Origin of the sequence: Trichococcus flocculiformis (assembly GCF_900113645.1) — a bacterium.
Classification (GTDB): domain Bacteria; phylum Bacillota; class Bacilli; order Lactobacillales; family Aerococcaceae; genus Trichococcus; species Trichococcus flocculiformis.
In genome coordinates this window covers 1-14,908 of record NZ_FOQC01000012.1, presented here as the reverse complement: position 1 = coordinate 14,908, position 14,908 = coordinate 1, and the positions used below count along the sequence as shown (strand labels likewise).

11 protein-coding genes and 1 other annotated feature (1 of these 12 cut by a window edge) are annotated in these 14,908 nt (G+C 46.8%); of the genes, 2 read left to right on the top strand and 9 right to left on the bottom strand.

Features of this window, described 5'->3' with window-relative positions; translation table 11 throughout:
* Positions 1–210: a binding site (T-box leader), on the bottom strand (it extends 33 nt beyond the left edge of the window).
* Positions 211–371: 161 nt separating this feature from the next.
* Positions 372–890 (top strand): DNA-deoxyinosine glycosylase, encoded by a 519-nt coding sequence (locus BMZ71_RS06395; protein WP_218142779.1) that lies wholly within the window; start codon positions 372–374, stop codon positions 888–890.
* Positions 891–1,036: 146 nt separating this feature from the next.
* Here BMZ71_RS06395 and BMZ71_RS06390 read toward each other — a convergent pair whose 3' ends face one another.
* From BMZ71_RS06390 to BMZ71_RS06360, 7 genes are all read right to left on the bottom strand, one after another.
* Complete coding sequence (locus BMZ71_RS06390; protein ID WP_086988811.1) at positions 1,037–2,317, bottom strand: O-acetylhomoserine aminocarboxypropyltransferase/cysteine synthase family protein; 1,281 nt, start codon at positions 2,315–2,317, stop codon at positions 1,037–1,039.
* Positions 2,318–2,830: 513 nt separating this feature from the next.
* On the bottom strand, positions 2,831–3,685 hold the full coding sequence (locus BMZ71_RS06385; RefSeq protein WP_086988810.1) for a creatininase family protein: 855 nt from the start codon (positions 3,683–3,685) through the stop codon (positions 2,831–2,833).
* A 15-nt stretch (positions 3,686–3,700) separates the two neighbouring features.
* Positions 3,701–5,173, bottom strand: coding sequence for an MFS transporter (locus BMZ71_RS06380; RefSeq protein WP_086988809.1), 1,473 nt, complete (start codon positions 5,171–5,173; stop codon positions 3,701–3,703).
* Positions 5,174–5,371: 198 nt separating this feature from the next.
* The gene (locus tag BMZ71_RS06375; RefSeq protein ID WP_245734396.1) at positions 5,372–6,823 is read right to left on the bottom strand and encodes an MFS transporter; all 1,452 of its coding nucleotides are present in this window, start codon (positions 6,821–6,823) and stop codon (positions 5,372–5,374) included.
* A 961-nt stretch (positions 6,824–7,784) separates the two neighbouring features.
* A complete protein-coding gene (locus tag BMZ71_RS06370) occupies positions 7,785–9,653 on the bottom strand; it encodes an ABC transporter ATP-binding protein (RefSeq protein WP_068559200.1) in 1,869 nt (622 codons plus the stop codon).
* The gene (locus BMZ71_RS06365) at positions 9,650–11,866 is read right to left on the bottom strand and encodes an ABC transporter ATP-binding protein (protein WP_218142778.1); all 2,217 of its coding nucleotides are present in this window, start codon (positions 11,864–11,866) and stop codon (positions 9,650–9,652) included. The genes BMZ71_RS06370 and BMZ71_RS06365 overlap by 4 nt, the downstream gene beginning before the upstream one ends.
* 37 nt (positions 11,867–11,903) lie before the next feature.
* The gene (locus BMZ71_RS06360) at positions 11,904–12,389 is read right to left on the bottom strand and encodes a MarR family winged helix-turn-helix transcriptional regulator (RefSeq protein WP_177187521.1); all 486 of its coding nucleotides are present in this window, start codon (positions 12,387–12,389) and stop codon (positions 11,904–11,906) included.
* A 153-nt stretch (positions 12,390–12,542) separates the two neighbouring features.
* Between BMZ71_RS06360 and BMZ71_RS06355 the strand changes: the two genes are divergently transcribed.
* The gene (locus BMZ71_RS06355) at positions 12,543–12,929 is read left to right on the top strand and encodes an MmcQ/YjbR family DNA-binding protein (RefSeq protein ID WP_086988855.1); all 387 of its coding nucleotides are present in this window, start codon (positions 12,543–12,545) and stop codon (positions 12,927–12,929) included.
* A 36-nt stretch (positions 12,930–12,965) separates the two neighbouring features.
* Here the strand turns inward: BMZ71_RS06355 and BMZ71_RS06350 are convergent, their stop codons facing one another.
* Both BMZ71_RS06350 and BMZ71_RS06345 read right to left on the bottom strand, forming a co-directional pair.
* Positions 12,966–13,685: a 16S rRNA pseudouridine(516) synthase gene (locus BMZ71_RS06350; RefSeq protein ID WP_086988806.1), complete on the bottom strand. Its 720-nt coding sequence runs from the start codon at positions 13,683–13,685 to the stop codon at positions 12,966–12,968.
* Between the two features lie 275 nt (positions 13,686–13,960).
* The coding region (locus BMZ71_RS06345) for an IS4 family transposase (protein ID WP_177187520.1) at positions 13,961–14,908 on the bottom strand (948 nt) is incomplete at its 5' end.

Sequence of the window (14,908 nt, the reverse complement as noted above, 5' to 3'; positions counted from 1 at the left end):
CCACCCAAATTGACGATAATAATCGCCCACTCGTTCACATACCAACATATGTGCCTGTCTGTTAACGGATCAGGTTCCCCGTTTGCCCCTACTCTTTTCAAGGCAACCCTCTCAAGTCCATTCGGCATCCCCTTCGCTATCGCACTCTCACTGGCGGCGACTCTCTGGAAACAAGGTATGATGCGTACTCCTCTTGATTATCGGTTTTATTAGATGGAAATGATTTTTCTAACGATTTCTTAATGTTGGGATTATTTTAACGCATCGCTATGCTTCCGTCAACTGTTTTATTTATTTAATTTGGCAAGCTCGAATGTTTCCTGCTCCAGCACGGTTTTGGTAGAATGGATGCACAATAACCTTGAAAGGGTGTGTTCCGACTGAAACAATCCGATAAACTTTTCTCGATGGCACCCGTCATCGATCCGGACGCCAAGGTCCTGATTCTGGGATCGATGCCCGGCGCGAAGTCGCTGGAAGCACAGCACTACTACGGGAATCCCAGGAACCATTTCTGGGAAATCATTTTCTCCCTGCTAGAGAAAGAGGATCCGGTCACCTACGAGGATCGCCTTTCGCTTCTGAAAAAGCATCATATCGCCCTTTGGGATGTCATCCACTCCTGTTACCGTGAAGGCAGCCTCGATTCGGCCATCAAAGAGGAACAGCCGAACGACTTGAAGCCCCTTCTGCGCGAACATCCCCAGATCAAAGCCATCGCCTTCAACGGCGGAAAAGCTTACCGCAGCTACAAAAAGCACTTCGGACTGGATGAGCACTCCGGACTTGTTTACCTGCCGCTCCCCTCGACCAGCCCCATGCGCGGCAAGCATGTTAAATCGTTGCCGGAAAAATTGGAAGCTTGGTCGGTGCTGAATGAGTATCTTTGAGGCATACGGAATTCAGAAGATGTCCGATATCGCTGATGAATCGGACAATCGCCGTTTGGTTTGGGCACTCGTTGTCCGATTAATGTCCCCCAGAAAAAAGCCGGTCTGTCAGAACCCAAATTCTGACAGACCGGCTTTCGCATGTTTTAGATTTGTTCGAAAGCTTGATCCAAGTCGGCGATGATGTCATCGGCATTTTCGATCCCGATGGACAGACGGATCATGTCTCCAGAAACACCCGCAGCAATGAGGTCTTCGTCGCTCAATTGCGCGTGGGTCGTGCTGGCCGGATGGATGACCAGCGATTTCGCATCGGCAACATTCGCAAGCAGCGAGAACAATTCCAACTTGTCGATCCACTCGATGCCGGCTTGCTTGCCGCCCTTGATGCCGAAAGTGAAGATCGAGCCGGCGCCTTTAGGGAAGTATTTGTCAGCAAGCGCCTTGTATTTGCTATCCGGCAGTTCCGGATAATTCACCCAGGAAACTTTCGGGTGGTTCGCCAGATAAGCGACAACCTTGCGGGTATTTTCGACATGGCGTTCGACGCGCAATGACAAAGTTTCGATTCCCTGCAGCAACAGGAAGGAATCGATCGGGCCGATACAGGCTCCCGTATCACGCAGCACTTGCACACGGATTTTGGTCGTGAACGCGCCCGGTCCCAGATCCGTATAGACCAATCCGTTGTAATGCGCATCCGGTGTTGTGAAGCCAGGGTATCTTCCGCTGGCCGCAAAATCGAATTTACCGGATTCGACGATGACACCGCCCATAGTTGTGCCATGCCCACCCAGGAATTTAGTGGCGGAGTGGACCACCACATCGGCACCGAATTCGAATGGACGGATCAGGTAAGGCGTGCCGAACGTGTTATCCACGATCAAGATGATGCCATGCTTATGCGCAATTTCAGCGACTTTTTCGATATCAATCAGATTGGTGCTTGGGTTTCCGATCGATTCGATGAAGATGGCTTTCGTCTTTTCCGTGATGGCTGCTTCGAAGTTAGCCGTATCTTCAGGATCAATGAAAGTAGTTTTGATGCCCAAATTTGGCAAAGTCGCGCTGAAAAGATTGTAGGTGCCGCCGTAAAGCGTGCTGGCAGCGACGATCTCGTCACCCGCATGCGCAACATTCAGGATAGCGTACGTGATCGCAGCAGAACCTGAAGCGACCGTAACCGCTGATGTTCCGCCCTCAAGCGCCGCAACGCGTGCATCCACGACTGCGGTCGTAGGATTCGTCAAACGGGTATAGACATTCCCGGCATCCGTCAAAGCGAAACGGCCGGCAGCCTGTTCGGCGCTATCAAAAACGAAAGCGGTAGTTTGGTAAATCGGCACTGCACGGGCTCCGGTAACGGGGTCCGGTACTTGGCCTGCATGTACTTGCAACGTTTCAAAACTGTAATTTTTCTCTGTCATTTGTCATCTTTCCCTTCTGGTTTTGGATATATTCTTGCATGGCAGTTGCTCTTCTGGGTCATTTCCGATTTGCCGAGGTTGCCTCTTCTGTTCATTTCTCTGATTTTGCAAAAAGTAAAAAAGCCCTCGTCCCTATATTCCAACTGATTGAAATACAGGGACGAAAGCTCTTCGTGTTACCACCCATGTTCGTATGGACCTCGCGATCCATACCTTAAAAAGTACGCAAGCTCCCGCTTGTTATACTCTTGTGCGCTATCGTGCACAAACCGAAACAACACTATCCGCATTGCTTTGCTCCGAGACCATCTTCGCTTTTTTTCATCATACCCCTTTTCACCTACCGGGGCTCTCTGGAATGACGATCGAAAGGTACTCTTCTCTTCATCGCTCTTCTATTAAAATTTAATTAAATATAGCATCTGTTTCTCACCTTGTCAAACATTTTTATCGGTTTGAGCATTCCACAAAAAAAACTGCCCCCACATTACGAGGAGCAGTCTGTGAAACTATTCAACTGTTTTTTTGTCGATTGTAGGCAGCTGGCACGTGTGGATAACGTTCGTAAACCTCTTCAAGATAATCTTCTTGAATCGCCATTTCCTTAAGTAAAGTTGGAAAATCAATTGTATCCACCATCTTATTAAGCAGTACCAGTCCTTCTTCTGCCATGCGGTCTCGTGTTTCAACATCAGGTATGGCAGAAGTTGCCATATGGTCCGAATGTTCCTTGAAATAATAACCGGTTGCTCCGGATTGAAAGGCTTGGGCACTCAGGTTACCGAAAACCGCTGGTGTCTGGGTAACCGGCTCTGCATAATCAGATGTCAGCAAAATATCATCCAAACGATTACGCAGCTTGTAAGCCCCAAGAATCATCTTATCCAAATTGAGCATCATCGCTTTCGGATCTGAAAAGACACCGGATTTCTGGGCGGTTATCATGCCATCAATATAGAGGATGGCTACCCCTGTTTCATCAAAGAAATCACGCACAACCGGATGGATGGAGATATGGGCTGGGCCGTGCAGGCTAATATAGATCTGCTTTTTGAAGCCTGACCGTAATAAAGACTGTGCCAGACCATGCAACATATCGGCACTTTCCCTGACGGTCAATTGGATGGTTCCCTTACCTGAGGCGGTTGCCCCTGAATAAATGTAAGGCACATGCGGAAGGACAAGTGAATTTGTCCTTTCAGCCATCAACAAGGCAATCCCCTCAGCCAATATTGTTTCGCAATCCAAGGGTAGGCCCCCATGTAGTTCGGTTGGTCCAAAAGGCACGATGATGACATCGTTCTCCTTTAAGTAAGCCTCCACTTCATCATTGACCAAAACATTCAATAAGTGACTTCTTAATTTCATAAGTGCACCTCGCTATTATACTTCTGGTTCATCATTTTTCTTATCAAATTCCTCAAGTCTTGCCAGACGAGCTGAAGTCATCGCCTCACGTGTTTCATCAGTAATGTTCCAAATGAATTTGAATGAAACCCATGATAATAAAGCACAAACGGCTGGACCAACAAGGTTCATTAGAACTAATCCTTCAACAGCTTGAGCTGATTGCGCTTGACCAGCTTGAGCGGCCTGTTGGCTGTAACCAATCCAACCAATCATCAAGACAACAAGGGATTGCGCCAACATTTGGCCAAGACGTCTTGTCAGCGAGAAGTTACCGTAGATGGAACCTTCGGAACGTTTGCCAGTGATGTATTCGTTGTAGTCAATGGATTCTGAAACAAGACCCCATTGAAGTTGAACGGACATCAGCATGAAAGCAATACCGACACTGGCAGAAACCATGTATAGGAATGGTGGCAAGTCACCCACTAATTTCCAGACGTACAAGCCAATAAAGATAGCGGCACTCAATAGTAAATAAGTACGGATTACTTTAACTGTAGATCCAATGAATTTCACCAAATATGGAGCGATAAGCAGCAGTATTACTGGTAACCCTTGACCGATTAAAGCAGCAGTTCCCATTAAACCAATATCACCAAATACATCGCCATAAATATAAGGAAGCGTTGTATTGAATAAGGTTGAACCGAAAACGATTACAATCGAGTGCAAACATAGTGATAAGAACGCCTTGTTTTTAGCTAATGTAACAAAAATATCTGTGACTTTTGTCGGTTCTGTTTGTTCTTCTGCGGCAAGTTTCGCTGCAACATTCCGTTCTTCAGTTCCCCAATAGTGGAAGAAGATCAGTGCACCGCCTAAGACAGCCGCGAAGATACCTGAAACCATATAACCTGTTGTGTTTTCACCTAAACGCGAAAGAATCACCGGTATAATCATTGAACTGATCAGACCACCGACTGTTGATCCCATGCCACGAGCCGAAGATAAAGTAGTTCTTTCTCTATCGTTTATGGCCATTACCCCAAGAACGGATCCCATGGCAATGTTCATCATAGTGTAACCTAATTCGTAGATAACTTTTAATAGAAAAATAGCTACTAAACGCATCATACCATCAAACATTGAAGGAACAGAGAAGAATGCAATAAGACCGATAACAATCAAAGGAATAGAGCGCAACATCCAAGGACGGAACTTATCTTTTTGGCCATGTGCCTTAGAGAAGGACTTATCCATGATAGTACCCATCATCGGGTCATTGACCATATCCCAAATATTCCAAACGAGCAACAGTATAGATAGCGTTGCAAATGGGATGCCTAATACGTTTGTAAGATATCGGTTCATAAATGTTCCGATCAAGACCAGGGTAGCAACCCCACCGGCATCTCCGGCACCATAACCCAATTTATGCTTCAGGGTTAGACTGCTTTTCATTTCGTTTGCTGCATTTTGCTGCTTGACAACTTTTTCCTCTGCCATAAAATTTTCCTCTTTTCTCTCTTTTACTTGGTGAACTATATCCGTTTTTGACAAAAAACCTTTGCAAAAGATGATTTCAAACCACCTATAAGTCTGAATTTCTGGCTCATATTCAGAAATTAAGACTCATTGGTTATAATTTTATATCCGCGAAATCGCTAACATTATTATTTTTCCTTTTGCTCAAAAATAAAAGTTTTATTCGTTCATTGCAGGGATTGTATTAGGGATTGCTTGAGGCAATTCTGCATCGCCATCACTTGGGTCAGATTGTTTCATTGCTGCAATTTTAATTTGAACGCTTTCCATTGTTTCTTTATCCAATGGGTAGAATTTCATGAACGTTAAAGCAATAAGTGTACCAACTAAAGGCAAGACTGAAATCATTACAATACCAGCCAGGCGCAATTGTGGAGATAGCGGCGTGTCAGCCGTTGGATAAGCTTGCGCAAATCCTACAGCGGCTAAGATCCAACCGATCGACATAGGTGCGAAAGATGATGCTACAGAGTCAGTCAATGAGAACATCGTACTCAACATTCCAGAAACATAACGTCCGGAAACACTTGTTTCGTAATCGGAGACATCCGCTGCCATTGTCAAGGCCAAACCTGATGGAGTGGATGTGAATCCTTTCGCACAAGCAAAAACGATTGTGAAGGCAACTGTCCATAACGATATGTTAGAGAAGCTCAAGTCCCCTGGATTCGCAAAGAAAAGCAAGCAGCCTAATAGGGCCAATGAAACAACGGCACCTTGCAAGTACCGAACATAGGAGTAACGCAATCCTCTTTTTTGCGCAATTGTCGCCGCAAAGGTTGTGAACAAAAGGTTAGGCAAAATCAGCACCAACGAGATTGTTCCTGATAAACCAAAGTTACCGAAGATAATACCAAACAGGATCATCAATACAACTTGATCTCCGAACATTTGCGCATTGAACTTCACAAAAGCTGCTGCCATGGTCAACATTTGCAAAGGTCTGTTGCCTTTGACGATTGCCCAGTAATCTTTGAACGATGTTTTAGTCGTTTTTTCACCAATACCAAAGTATTGTTTGTTGTCTTTTTCCGCAATACCAATAACTGCCAAAATTCCGAGGATAGCTGAGATGACCATGACTCCTGGGATAAATACTTTGAAGAATTCCGGAGTAAAACCGCCGTATTTTGGCGCTAAGAAGTTTGCGACAACAATTTGACCACCCGTAAACAATAATGTCGTTACCCAACCATCAACGATATTGAAGATAGGACGTTGTTTTGGATCGCTTGTCAACGCTGCTTGACCGGCTTTTGTAACCGTCGCTTGCAAGGAATAACCGATTTTATGCACGACTAACGCAAGCAAGAAAATCGGAATTTTCATTCCTTCGCCGAGGCCATGAATATTGAATAATACCAAGAATGAAATAACAGTAATAAGATTGCCTAAAACCATAATGGGACGATACTTACCGAATTTAGTATCCGTTTTATCAATCAAAACTCCGATAGCCGGGTCAATAACCCCATCAAAGATACGGATATACCCCATAATTTGACTGACGAACAACGCGGTTAAGCCTAAAAGACCTGTGGAATAGTAGACGACAAAACCAAAAGCGAACAAGTAAATATTTGTTGATGAGTTATTCAAAGTGAATAACACGATCGATCTGCCATAGTTTGGCTCGATTGAGTTTCGTTTCGTTCAGAACCGTTGAATCCTTTTTTGACATAAAATTCCCCTCCAAATTAAAAATCCAGAACTTATAAACAGTATTTTGTTATCACATTATGAAACTCCGTTACTATTAAAAGAATTCGTAACGGACTTAATAAAACCTGGTTATAAGATCTAAGGAAAGAATACCATCGAAAGGTAACCGGTTACAACTCTTTTATTATTAACAATTTGTGAACGCTATCATCCTCGCCGAGATAAGTGCCTTACGATGCCATTTCTTGATGGTTTAGACTCCTCTTGCGGATGCTCCAATTTCCATTTGGGACCGCTTCGATAAGCATTTTTCAAAATCTGTATTGACAAATCCACTTTAACGACTATTTTTTGGAAATTGGGCAAAAAAAATAAAGAAGATGATCCCGATTGCGGCTTGGGATCATCTTCTTTAGACTGCATGATGCAGTTTTATTGTCATAATAGAGAACTTTTATAGAATCAAAAGTGCATCACCGTTGGTGTTTTATAGAGTTTCAAAATATTCTATGCATCCCAAAGCATTGGCTAGCTGCACGGGTTAGCCCTTCGGAAAAAAGAATAAGGAACCTCTTGTCTCTGCGAACCAAGACATACTGTTCGACTTGTCATGGTTCTTGCCATCTTTGATGGCTTAGAAACATGATACAACTGACCGGTACGGTCACGTTGATTCCTTTGTTTCGGAAGTCTCTCAGCAATTGCGCTCTACGATGCTCATTTGCATGGGACTCTTAGGGATTCATCCCTTAGAGTCCCAGTACAAGGTGACCGTAGGGAACGTTGCGAGGCCAGATTTCCTAAATTGTCATGACTCTTGCGATTTCAATCACTTAGAGGCATGATACACTTGACCGATTAGGTCACAGTGTTTCCTTAATCAGGGCTGAGCGAACCCGTTTCGCTTTTCTTATACTTCTTCGCCTTCGTCGAATTGGCTGTTGTAGAGTTCGGCGTAGAAGCCACCATTCGCCAGCAATTCTTCGTGGGTTCCTTGTTCGACGATGTCCCCGTTGTTCATGCAGAGGATCAGGTCGGCATTTTTGATGGTTGACAGACGATGCGCGATGATGAAGCTCGTCCTGCCGTGCATCAGCGTGTCCATCGCTTTCTGGATCAGCACTTCCGTCCGCGTATCGACCGAACTCGTCGCTTCATCCAGGATCATGATCTGCGGATCGGCAAGGATGGCGCGCGCGATCGTCAACAATTGCTTCTCTCCCTGAGAAACGTTGTTGGCTTCCTCGTTCAGGACCATGTCATAACCATCCGGCAATGTCCGGACAAAGTGATCCACTTGCGCAGCTTTCGCGGCAGCGATGACTTCCTCATCCGTCGCATCCAGTTTCCCGTAGCGGATGTTTTCCATAATGGTGCCGTTGTATAGCCATGTATCCTGCAGCACCATCCCGAATTCCGTCCGCAGATCGCTGCGCGTGAAATCGGTAAGTTTGTGGTTGTCGATGTAGATGGCTCCACCCGTCAAATCGTAGAAACGCATCAGCAATTTCACCATCGTCGTCTTGCCGGCACCGGTAGGACCAACGAGCGCGACTTTTTGTCCTTCTTTGATATCAGCGGAGAAGTCCTTGATGACCAGATGATCCGGTTCATAACCGAACTTGACATGCTCGAAACGGACATTCCCTTTCACATCAGCGGTCGCCATTTCGATTTTTGCTTCGGTCACTGTCTCTTCTTCCTCTTCCAGGAATTCGAAGATTCGTTCAGAGGCAGCCACCATCCGTTGCAATTGACTCCCCACTTGCGCGACTTGCGTCAAAGGTTGGGTGAAGTTGCGCACGTACTGTAGGAAGGCTTGGATATCCCCGATCGTCATATTTCCGGCAGCCGCCATCGCACCACCCATGATGCAGACTACGACATACCCAAGATTTCCGATCAGGCTCAACAAGGGCATCATCAAACCGGAAAGGAATTCAGCTTTGAATCCGGCTTCGATCAATTGATCATTCTCTTTATCGAAAGCGGCAACCGATTTTGCTTCCCCGTTGAAGGCTTTCATAACCACATGTCCGCCATACATCTCTTCAACATGGCCATTGACCGCACCCAAGTATTTTTGCTGATTAGCGAAGTGCTTCTGCGACTTCGACATGATCAGCATCAGGAGCATCATGGACACAATCAGCACGCCAAGGATGACAAGTGTCAGCGACCAACTGATCGTCAGCATCATGATGAAAACACCTACCAGTGTTGTGATCGACGTGATGATTTGGGTGAGGCTCTGGTTCAGACTGGTATTCAGCGTATCCACATCATTCGTGATCCTGGAAAGCACGTCCCCTTGGCTGTTCTTGTGGAAATAAGCCAGCGGCAATTTGTTGATTTTCTCCATGATGTCTTTGCGCAGTTTATAGGAAACTTTTGCGGAGACACCCGACATCAGAAACCCTTGCAGATAAGAGAAAGTGGCACTCAGCACGTACAAGCCCAAAAGCCCCAACAGTACGGTACCGATGTAATCGAAATCGATTTCTCCGGATCCGCCAGTGAATTTCAGCATGATGCCGGCGACCAATTTATCGATGGCCAAAGCCATGATTTTTGGTCCGACAATCCCGAATAGAGAGGACGAAATCGCCAAAATGAAGACAACTGCCATCAGCCATTTGAACGGCGACAGATACGCGGCCAATTTTTTGAATCCGCCTTTGAAGTCCTTCGCTTTCACCACCGGAGCGCTCATCCCACCCATGGGACCATGGCCTCCGCCCGGTCCGCCTTGCGTTCTTCTTTGTTTCATTTCGCTCATGCTAATTCCTCCTCCGAAAGCTGAGATTTAGCAATTTCTTGATAAGTCTCACAGTTTTTCATCAACGCATCGTGAGTCCCTATCCCAACGATCCTGCCTTTATCTAGAACGATGATCTGTTCCGCATCCATTATCGTGCTGATCCGCTGTGCCACGATCAGGACAGTTGCGTTATCCGTGTAGGCATCCAAAGCCGAACGTAAAGCCGCATCCGTTTTGAAGTCCAACGCCGAGAAACTATCGTCAAAAATATAGATCGGCGCTTTTTTAACCAATGCACGCGCAATGGACAAGCGCTGTTTCTGCCCACCGCTGACGTTGCCGCCGCCTTGTGCAATAGCCGTTTCGATGCCGTCTTCCATCTCAGAAACAAAGTTTTTCGCTTGGGCGACTTCGAGTGCTTTCATGATTTCATCCGTCGAAGCATCATCTTTTCCATACGCTATGTTGGATACAATATTCCCGGAGAAAAGCATCCCCTTCTGCGGGACATAGCCAATGTTAGCGCGCAGATCGGCTTGTGTCATTTTGCGGATGTCGATGCCGTCGATTTCGATGGCGCCGTCCGTCACATCATAGAAGCGCGGAATCAGATTGATCAATGTCGATTTACCAGAACCGGTCGAACCGATGATTGCCGTCGTTTCGCCTGGTCTAGCGGTAAAGCAAATGTTGTTCAACACGTTCTCGCTCGCCTTCGGATAATGATAAGAAACATCCTTGAAGGTGATGAGGCCTTCATTCTTTAAGCTCGGTTGCGCGTCGTTTGGATCCGTGATACTCAAATCCGTATCCAACACTTCCCCGATCCGTGTTGCCGATACAGAAGCACGCGGCAAGAAGATGAACATCATTGAAATCATCAAGAAGGCCATGATGATCTGCATCACATATTGGATATAGGCCATCATATCCCCGATCTGCAGGGCAGAATCAGCGACTTGCTGGCTTCCGAACCAGATGATCAGCAGCGAAACACCGTTCATGACGAGCATCATGGCAGGCATCAACAGCGACATCAAACGCTGCACAAAGCGGTTTGTATAGGTGTAATCTTCATTGGCGTCGTTGAATCGGTTCTCTTCAAATGGTTCATTCCCGAAAGCGCGGATGACCATCATGCCGGAAAGATTCTCACGGCTGACCAGATTCAATCTGTCCGTCAAGCTTTGCAGCACTTTGAACTTCGGCATCGCGATCGACAGGATCGACATCATGATACCGATAAGGGCAATAACCGCAACGGCGATCGTCCACGCCAGCGAAACGCTCTTGTCTATTGCCATGATCAGACCACCAGTAGCCAAAATCGGTGCATAGCACAGCATGCGGATACCTATAGTGATCAGCTGCTGGATTTGCTGCACGTCATTGGTTGTGCGCGTAATCAAGGATGCTGTTGAAAAATTATCGAACTCAGTGTTGGAAAAACTTTCGACTTTGGCGAAGACATCCCTTCTCATCCGACCGGACACTTTCGCGGCGATACGCGAAGAGAAATACGCGACCGCTACGGAAGCAACAGACACCGCAACTGCGATGGCGAGCATCTGTGCGCCTTTCGTCATGATGTATTGGTTTTGGAGCGCATCCATATCCGCTCCTAGATCTTGATAGAATAGTTTCGTGAACAGGATCCCGATTTGGCTGTAGAGCATCGGCTCGGCAGCATCGGCAACATCCATCGATGCAGTGAACGCTTCCTGTGGCAGCTGTTGCAGTTGCGGCACCAACGCGTACAGTTGATCCAAATCGACATTCTCGAAGCCGCTCTCGGCATCGACTGCCGCGGTACCGCCTTGCTGTCCGCCCATTTCCTGCATAAACGTCACGAAGCTGTAGCTTGCCTTGCTGAAGATGCTCTCCAACGAGATCAGTTGTTCCGGATCGGTTTCATCCAGCACGTAGAAATCCGTTTCCTGGCTTTCCGGAAATTCTGCGTTGTAGGCCTCGGCTTCCGCCGATCCACCCTCGATCAGCTCATAGCTTTCCTGGAACGTTTCCTTATCCTCTTCATCCATGAACAATGTCATAAGCGCGAAACCTTCCGCCGGCAGTGCTTCAGGCGCTTCCTGTTCGACGCCTCCGTTCTGGATGCCCGTGTTGACGATGTCACTCATCAGATTCGGCAGGCTCAATTCGCCGATCGCCTGACCGAACAAAATCAGCAAGCTGACCAGTATCGTACCGGCAAAAGGTTTTAAGTACTTCATTATCACTTTCATATGCTTTCCCTATTCTTTCCTAAATTTAGTTGTTTTCTTTTTTATGCACATGCCCGTGTCCATGTCCATGTTGGTGGCTGCAGCCGCCTTCCAGGTTGTGCAGCATCCTTATGAAGCATTCTTCCAACACGTCCAGCTCCTCTTCAGTAAAGCCTTCGAAAACTTTTTTATTGGCTTCATGCATAGCCCGCTTCATCTCTTCTGAGGCGGCGATGCTTTTTTCGGTCAGATGAATGCTCTTGGAGCGGGCATCCTTCGAACTGATCGTGCGTGTGACGAAACCCTTCGCTTCCAGCCGTTTGATGATTCCGGTCACGGTCGGATTAGTAAGATTGAAAGTCTCCTCAATGTCTTTTTGAATCACTTCCTCGTCACCACGGCTCTTCAGATAGAAAAGCACATGAATCTGGGAAGTGGTCAGATCGATTTTACCCACCAGGAGGTTCATCTGTTCCTTGAATTGGTTATGAAGCATCGGGATATAGGCCCCCATCATCTCGCGTGATATCAAAATGTCTCCTCCTTTCCGAACAGTTATACATAGCACGCTATCTATTATCGCATTATCCATCCATATGTCAATAGATTCGATCCGATGCGAGCCATTTTCGGAAAAATTGAATATAATGGAGATAGCATCAAATGAATTGGAAAGGAGATCAGCATGGAAGAAACAATTTCTGTCCGGGATCGGCTTATTGCCCTTTGCCAAGAACACGCGCATGTCATCGAAGATTATCCGTTCGGCGACTCAGAATGGACCGTCATGCGCCACGAAGGCAACCGGAAAACTTTCGCTTACATCTATGAACGGAACGGTGAAGTTTGGCTGAACGTAAAGAATACTCCCGAGCGGAACGACTTTCTGCGCGAGACGATTCCGGAAATCATGCCTGCCTATCATATGAACAAGACCCATTGGATCACCTTGCGGATCGTCTCCGAAGAACTCTTCCCGGTCGCTGACCGGATCATCACGGAAAGCTACCGGTTGACGCAGACCAAACCGAGGGAAAAACCAATGGCACACCAAAAAGAGGAAGAGCTTTGATTAGCTCCTCCTCTTTTTGGTTGATTTGCCTTCTTTCTAGCGGAAATACGGCTTCAGTTGTTCCAATTCCGCTTCGTTGAGCGGCCGGTAGCTGCCCGGCGGAATCGATTTATCCAATTCGATCGGTCCCATCGTCAGGCGTTTCAGGTAAGTGACCTTTTTGCCGACCGAAAGAAACATCTTCTTCACTTGGTGGAATTTCCCTTCGCTGATGTCCAGCAGCACGCGGCTTTCGTCGTCTCCGTGGCTGAGGATGGTCAAATGGGCAGGCTTGCAGGTCGTCCCTCCGTGGAAGACGATTCCTTCAGCGAAGGCTTCCTGATCGGCGACGGTCACGCGCTCGTTCACGACGACCTCGTAGCGTTTCGTCACTTTTTTATGCGGCAGCAACAGCTGATAGCCCAGCTGCCCATTGTCCGTGATCAGCAGCAGCCCTTCTGTATCCTTGTCCAGTCGTCCCACAGGATAGAGACCCGGTCTGCGGTCGGACGGATCGATCAGATCGATGACGGTGCGGTTGCCTTCATCGGATACCGCCGTCACAACGCCAGCCGGTTTGTGCAGCATATAGTAGACATTGGTGCGATTCGTCAGCGTTTTCCCCGAAACAATGACCGTCTGTAGTTGCGGATCAACATTGCGGTTTTCCGCCAGCACGATTTCCCCGTCGATGCTGACTTGTTTGCTTCTGATCAATTTTTTCACTTGTCCTCGCGAACCGTAGCCGCATTCGCTGAGCAGTTTGTCCAATCGCATCCAGCCTCTTCCTTTCTGTCCTTATTGCAGTCCTTTTATTCTAAGCGGAAAAGATACTTGACGCAAGTTCTCGCAAAAAACCAGAACGTGAATCCATTATTCCCATATGCTCAGATTTTTTTCCACATTATTTTCTAATCTTTTCCTTACACTTTCCAGCCAGTTCTGCTATACTATCCACTATATAAAAATAAGCTGTATTTATTATAAACTCAACTTTCGCACACTAAAAAAGACCATATAGACTTGATACATCAACATTTCCAGCTATAATATTATGCCGCTAAAGCACTTGGAAGCTGCTTTTCCGGTTGTGGGAATGCTCGTTTCAAGAAAGTTGGTAAGTTATCGAAAACTCTATCCAGAAGTGACTCCACCATTTCTTCGGACAGGACAGGTTCTTCTGTCAGGGAAGCCTTCAGACAGTCAAATACCAATAGAATCGCCTCTGCAAAGCGGATGTCCTCCAGTTCATCACAACACAAGAAGAACAGCTGACCGATGGTCCTGGGATCCTGCTCTTCGCGTGTACGAAGGGCGAGCATGATGTAACGGGTGAAGACAATTGTCGTGTGGGCTACCATCGCATCGTAACTGCGGCACTGGAACTCTTTTCCTAGCGCCAGATGTGACTTTGCCACCTTGAAGAAACACTCGATATCCCAGCGTTTGCCATAGAGACGCACAATTTCTTCTTCAGGCAGATTGATATCCGTGGACAAGATTGCAAGCCAATTTTTGGAGCGATTTCGGTCACGCACGAAGACAATACGGGCCTGAATTTCTTTTTCATTATCGTCCAGTCCCAAGCTGACGACAACAGATGCGAGGATCTTGGCACGACCACGTTTTTTGCGCACAACTTGATACAACTGGGTCAGTGTATACTTTTGCCCTTCATACGTGTAGTAGACGCGGTGCATACGTTTCAGCATACAGACTACCTCGAGTGGATACTCCGAAACCACGCGCTTGATTGCTTTTGGAAATGCGAACCAACTATCGAAAAGTAACGTTCGAGCGCAGAGTTGGAGCGGATTTATATCATCAAGCAAGTCGAACAGCGCTTCTGTTGACTTTTTGACGGCTTCCTTCCGACGCTTGTAACCCACGGTGCGCTTATCTATGGTCGGGTTGATTTCCTGGAAACGGTTCGATTGTTTTTCTGAGCTCAATAAAGAGAACGCAAGCGGCACGAAAGTGTTCCCATCCGACCAACCCAA

Coding starts and splice junctions, on each gene's coding strand:
- BMZ71_RS06390 (WP_086988811.1), bottom strand. CDS start 2,317: ATGACAGAGAAAAATTACAGTTTTGAAACGTTGCAAGTACATGCAGGC.
- BMZ71_RS06385 (WP_086988810.1), bottom strand. CDS start 3,685: ATGAAATTAAGAAGTCACTTATTGAATGTTTTGGTCAATGATGAAGTG.
- BMZ71_RS06380 (WP_086988809.1), bottom strand. CDS start 5,173: ATGGCAGAGGAAAAAGTTGTCAAGCAGCAAAATGCAGCAAACGAAATG.
- BMZ71_RS06370 (WP_068559200.1), bottom strand. CDS start 9,653: ATGAGCGAAATGAAACAAAGAAGAACGCAAGGCGGACCGGGCGGAGGC.
- BMZ71_RS06365 (WP_218142778.1), bottom strand. CDS start 11,866: ATGAAGTACTTAAAACCTTTTGCCGGTACGATACTGGTCAGCTTGCTG.
- BMZ71_RS06355 (WP_086988855.1), top strand. CDS start 12,543: ATGGAAGAAACAATTTCTGTCCGGGATCGGCTTATTGCCCTTTGCCAA.
- BMZ71_RS06350 (WP_086988806.1), bottom strand. CDS start 13,685: ATGCGATTGGACAAACTGCTCAGCGAATGCGGCTACGGTTCGCGAGGA.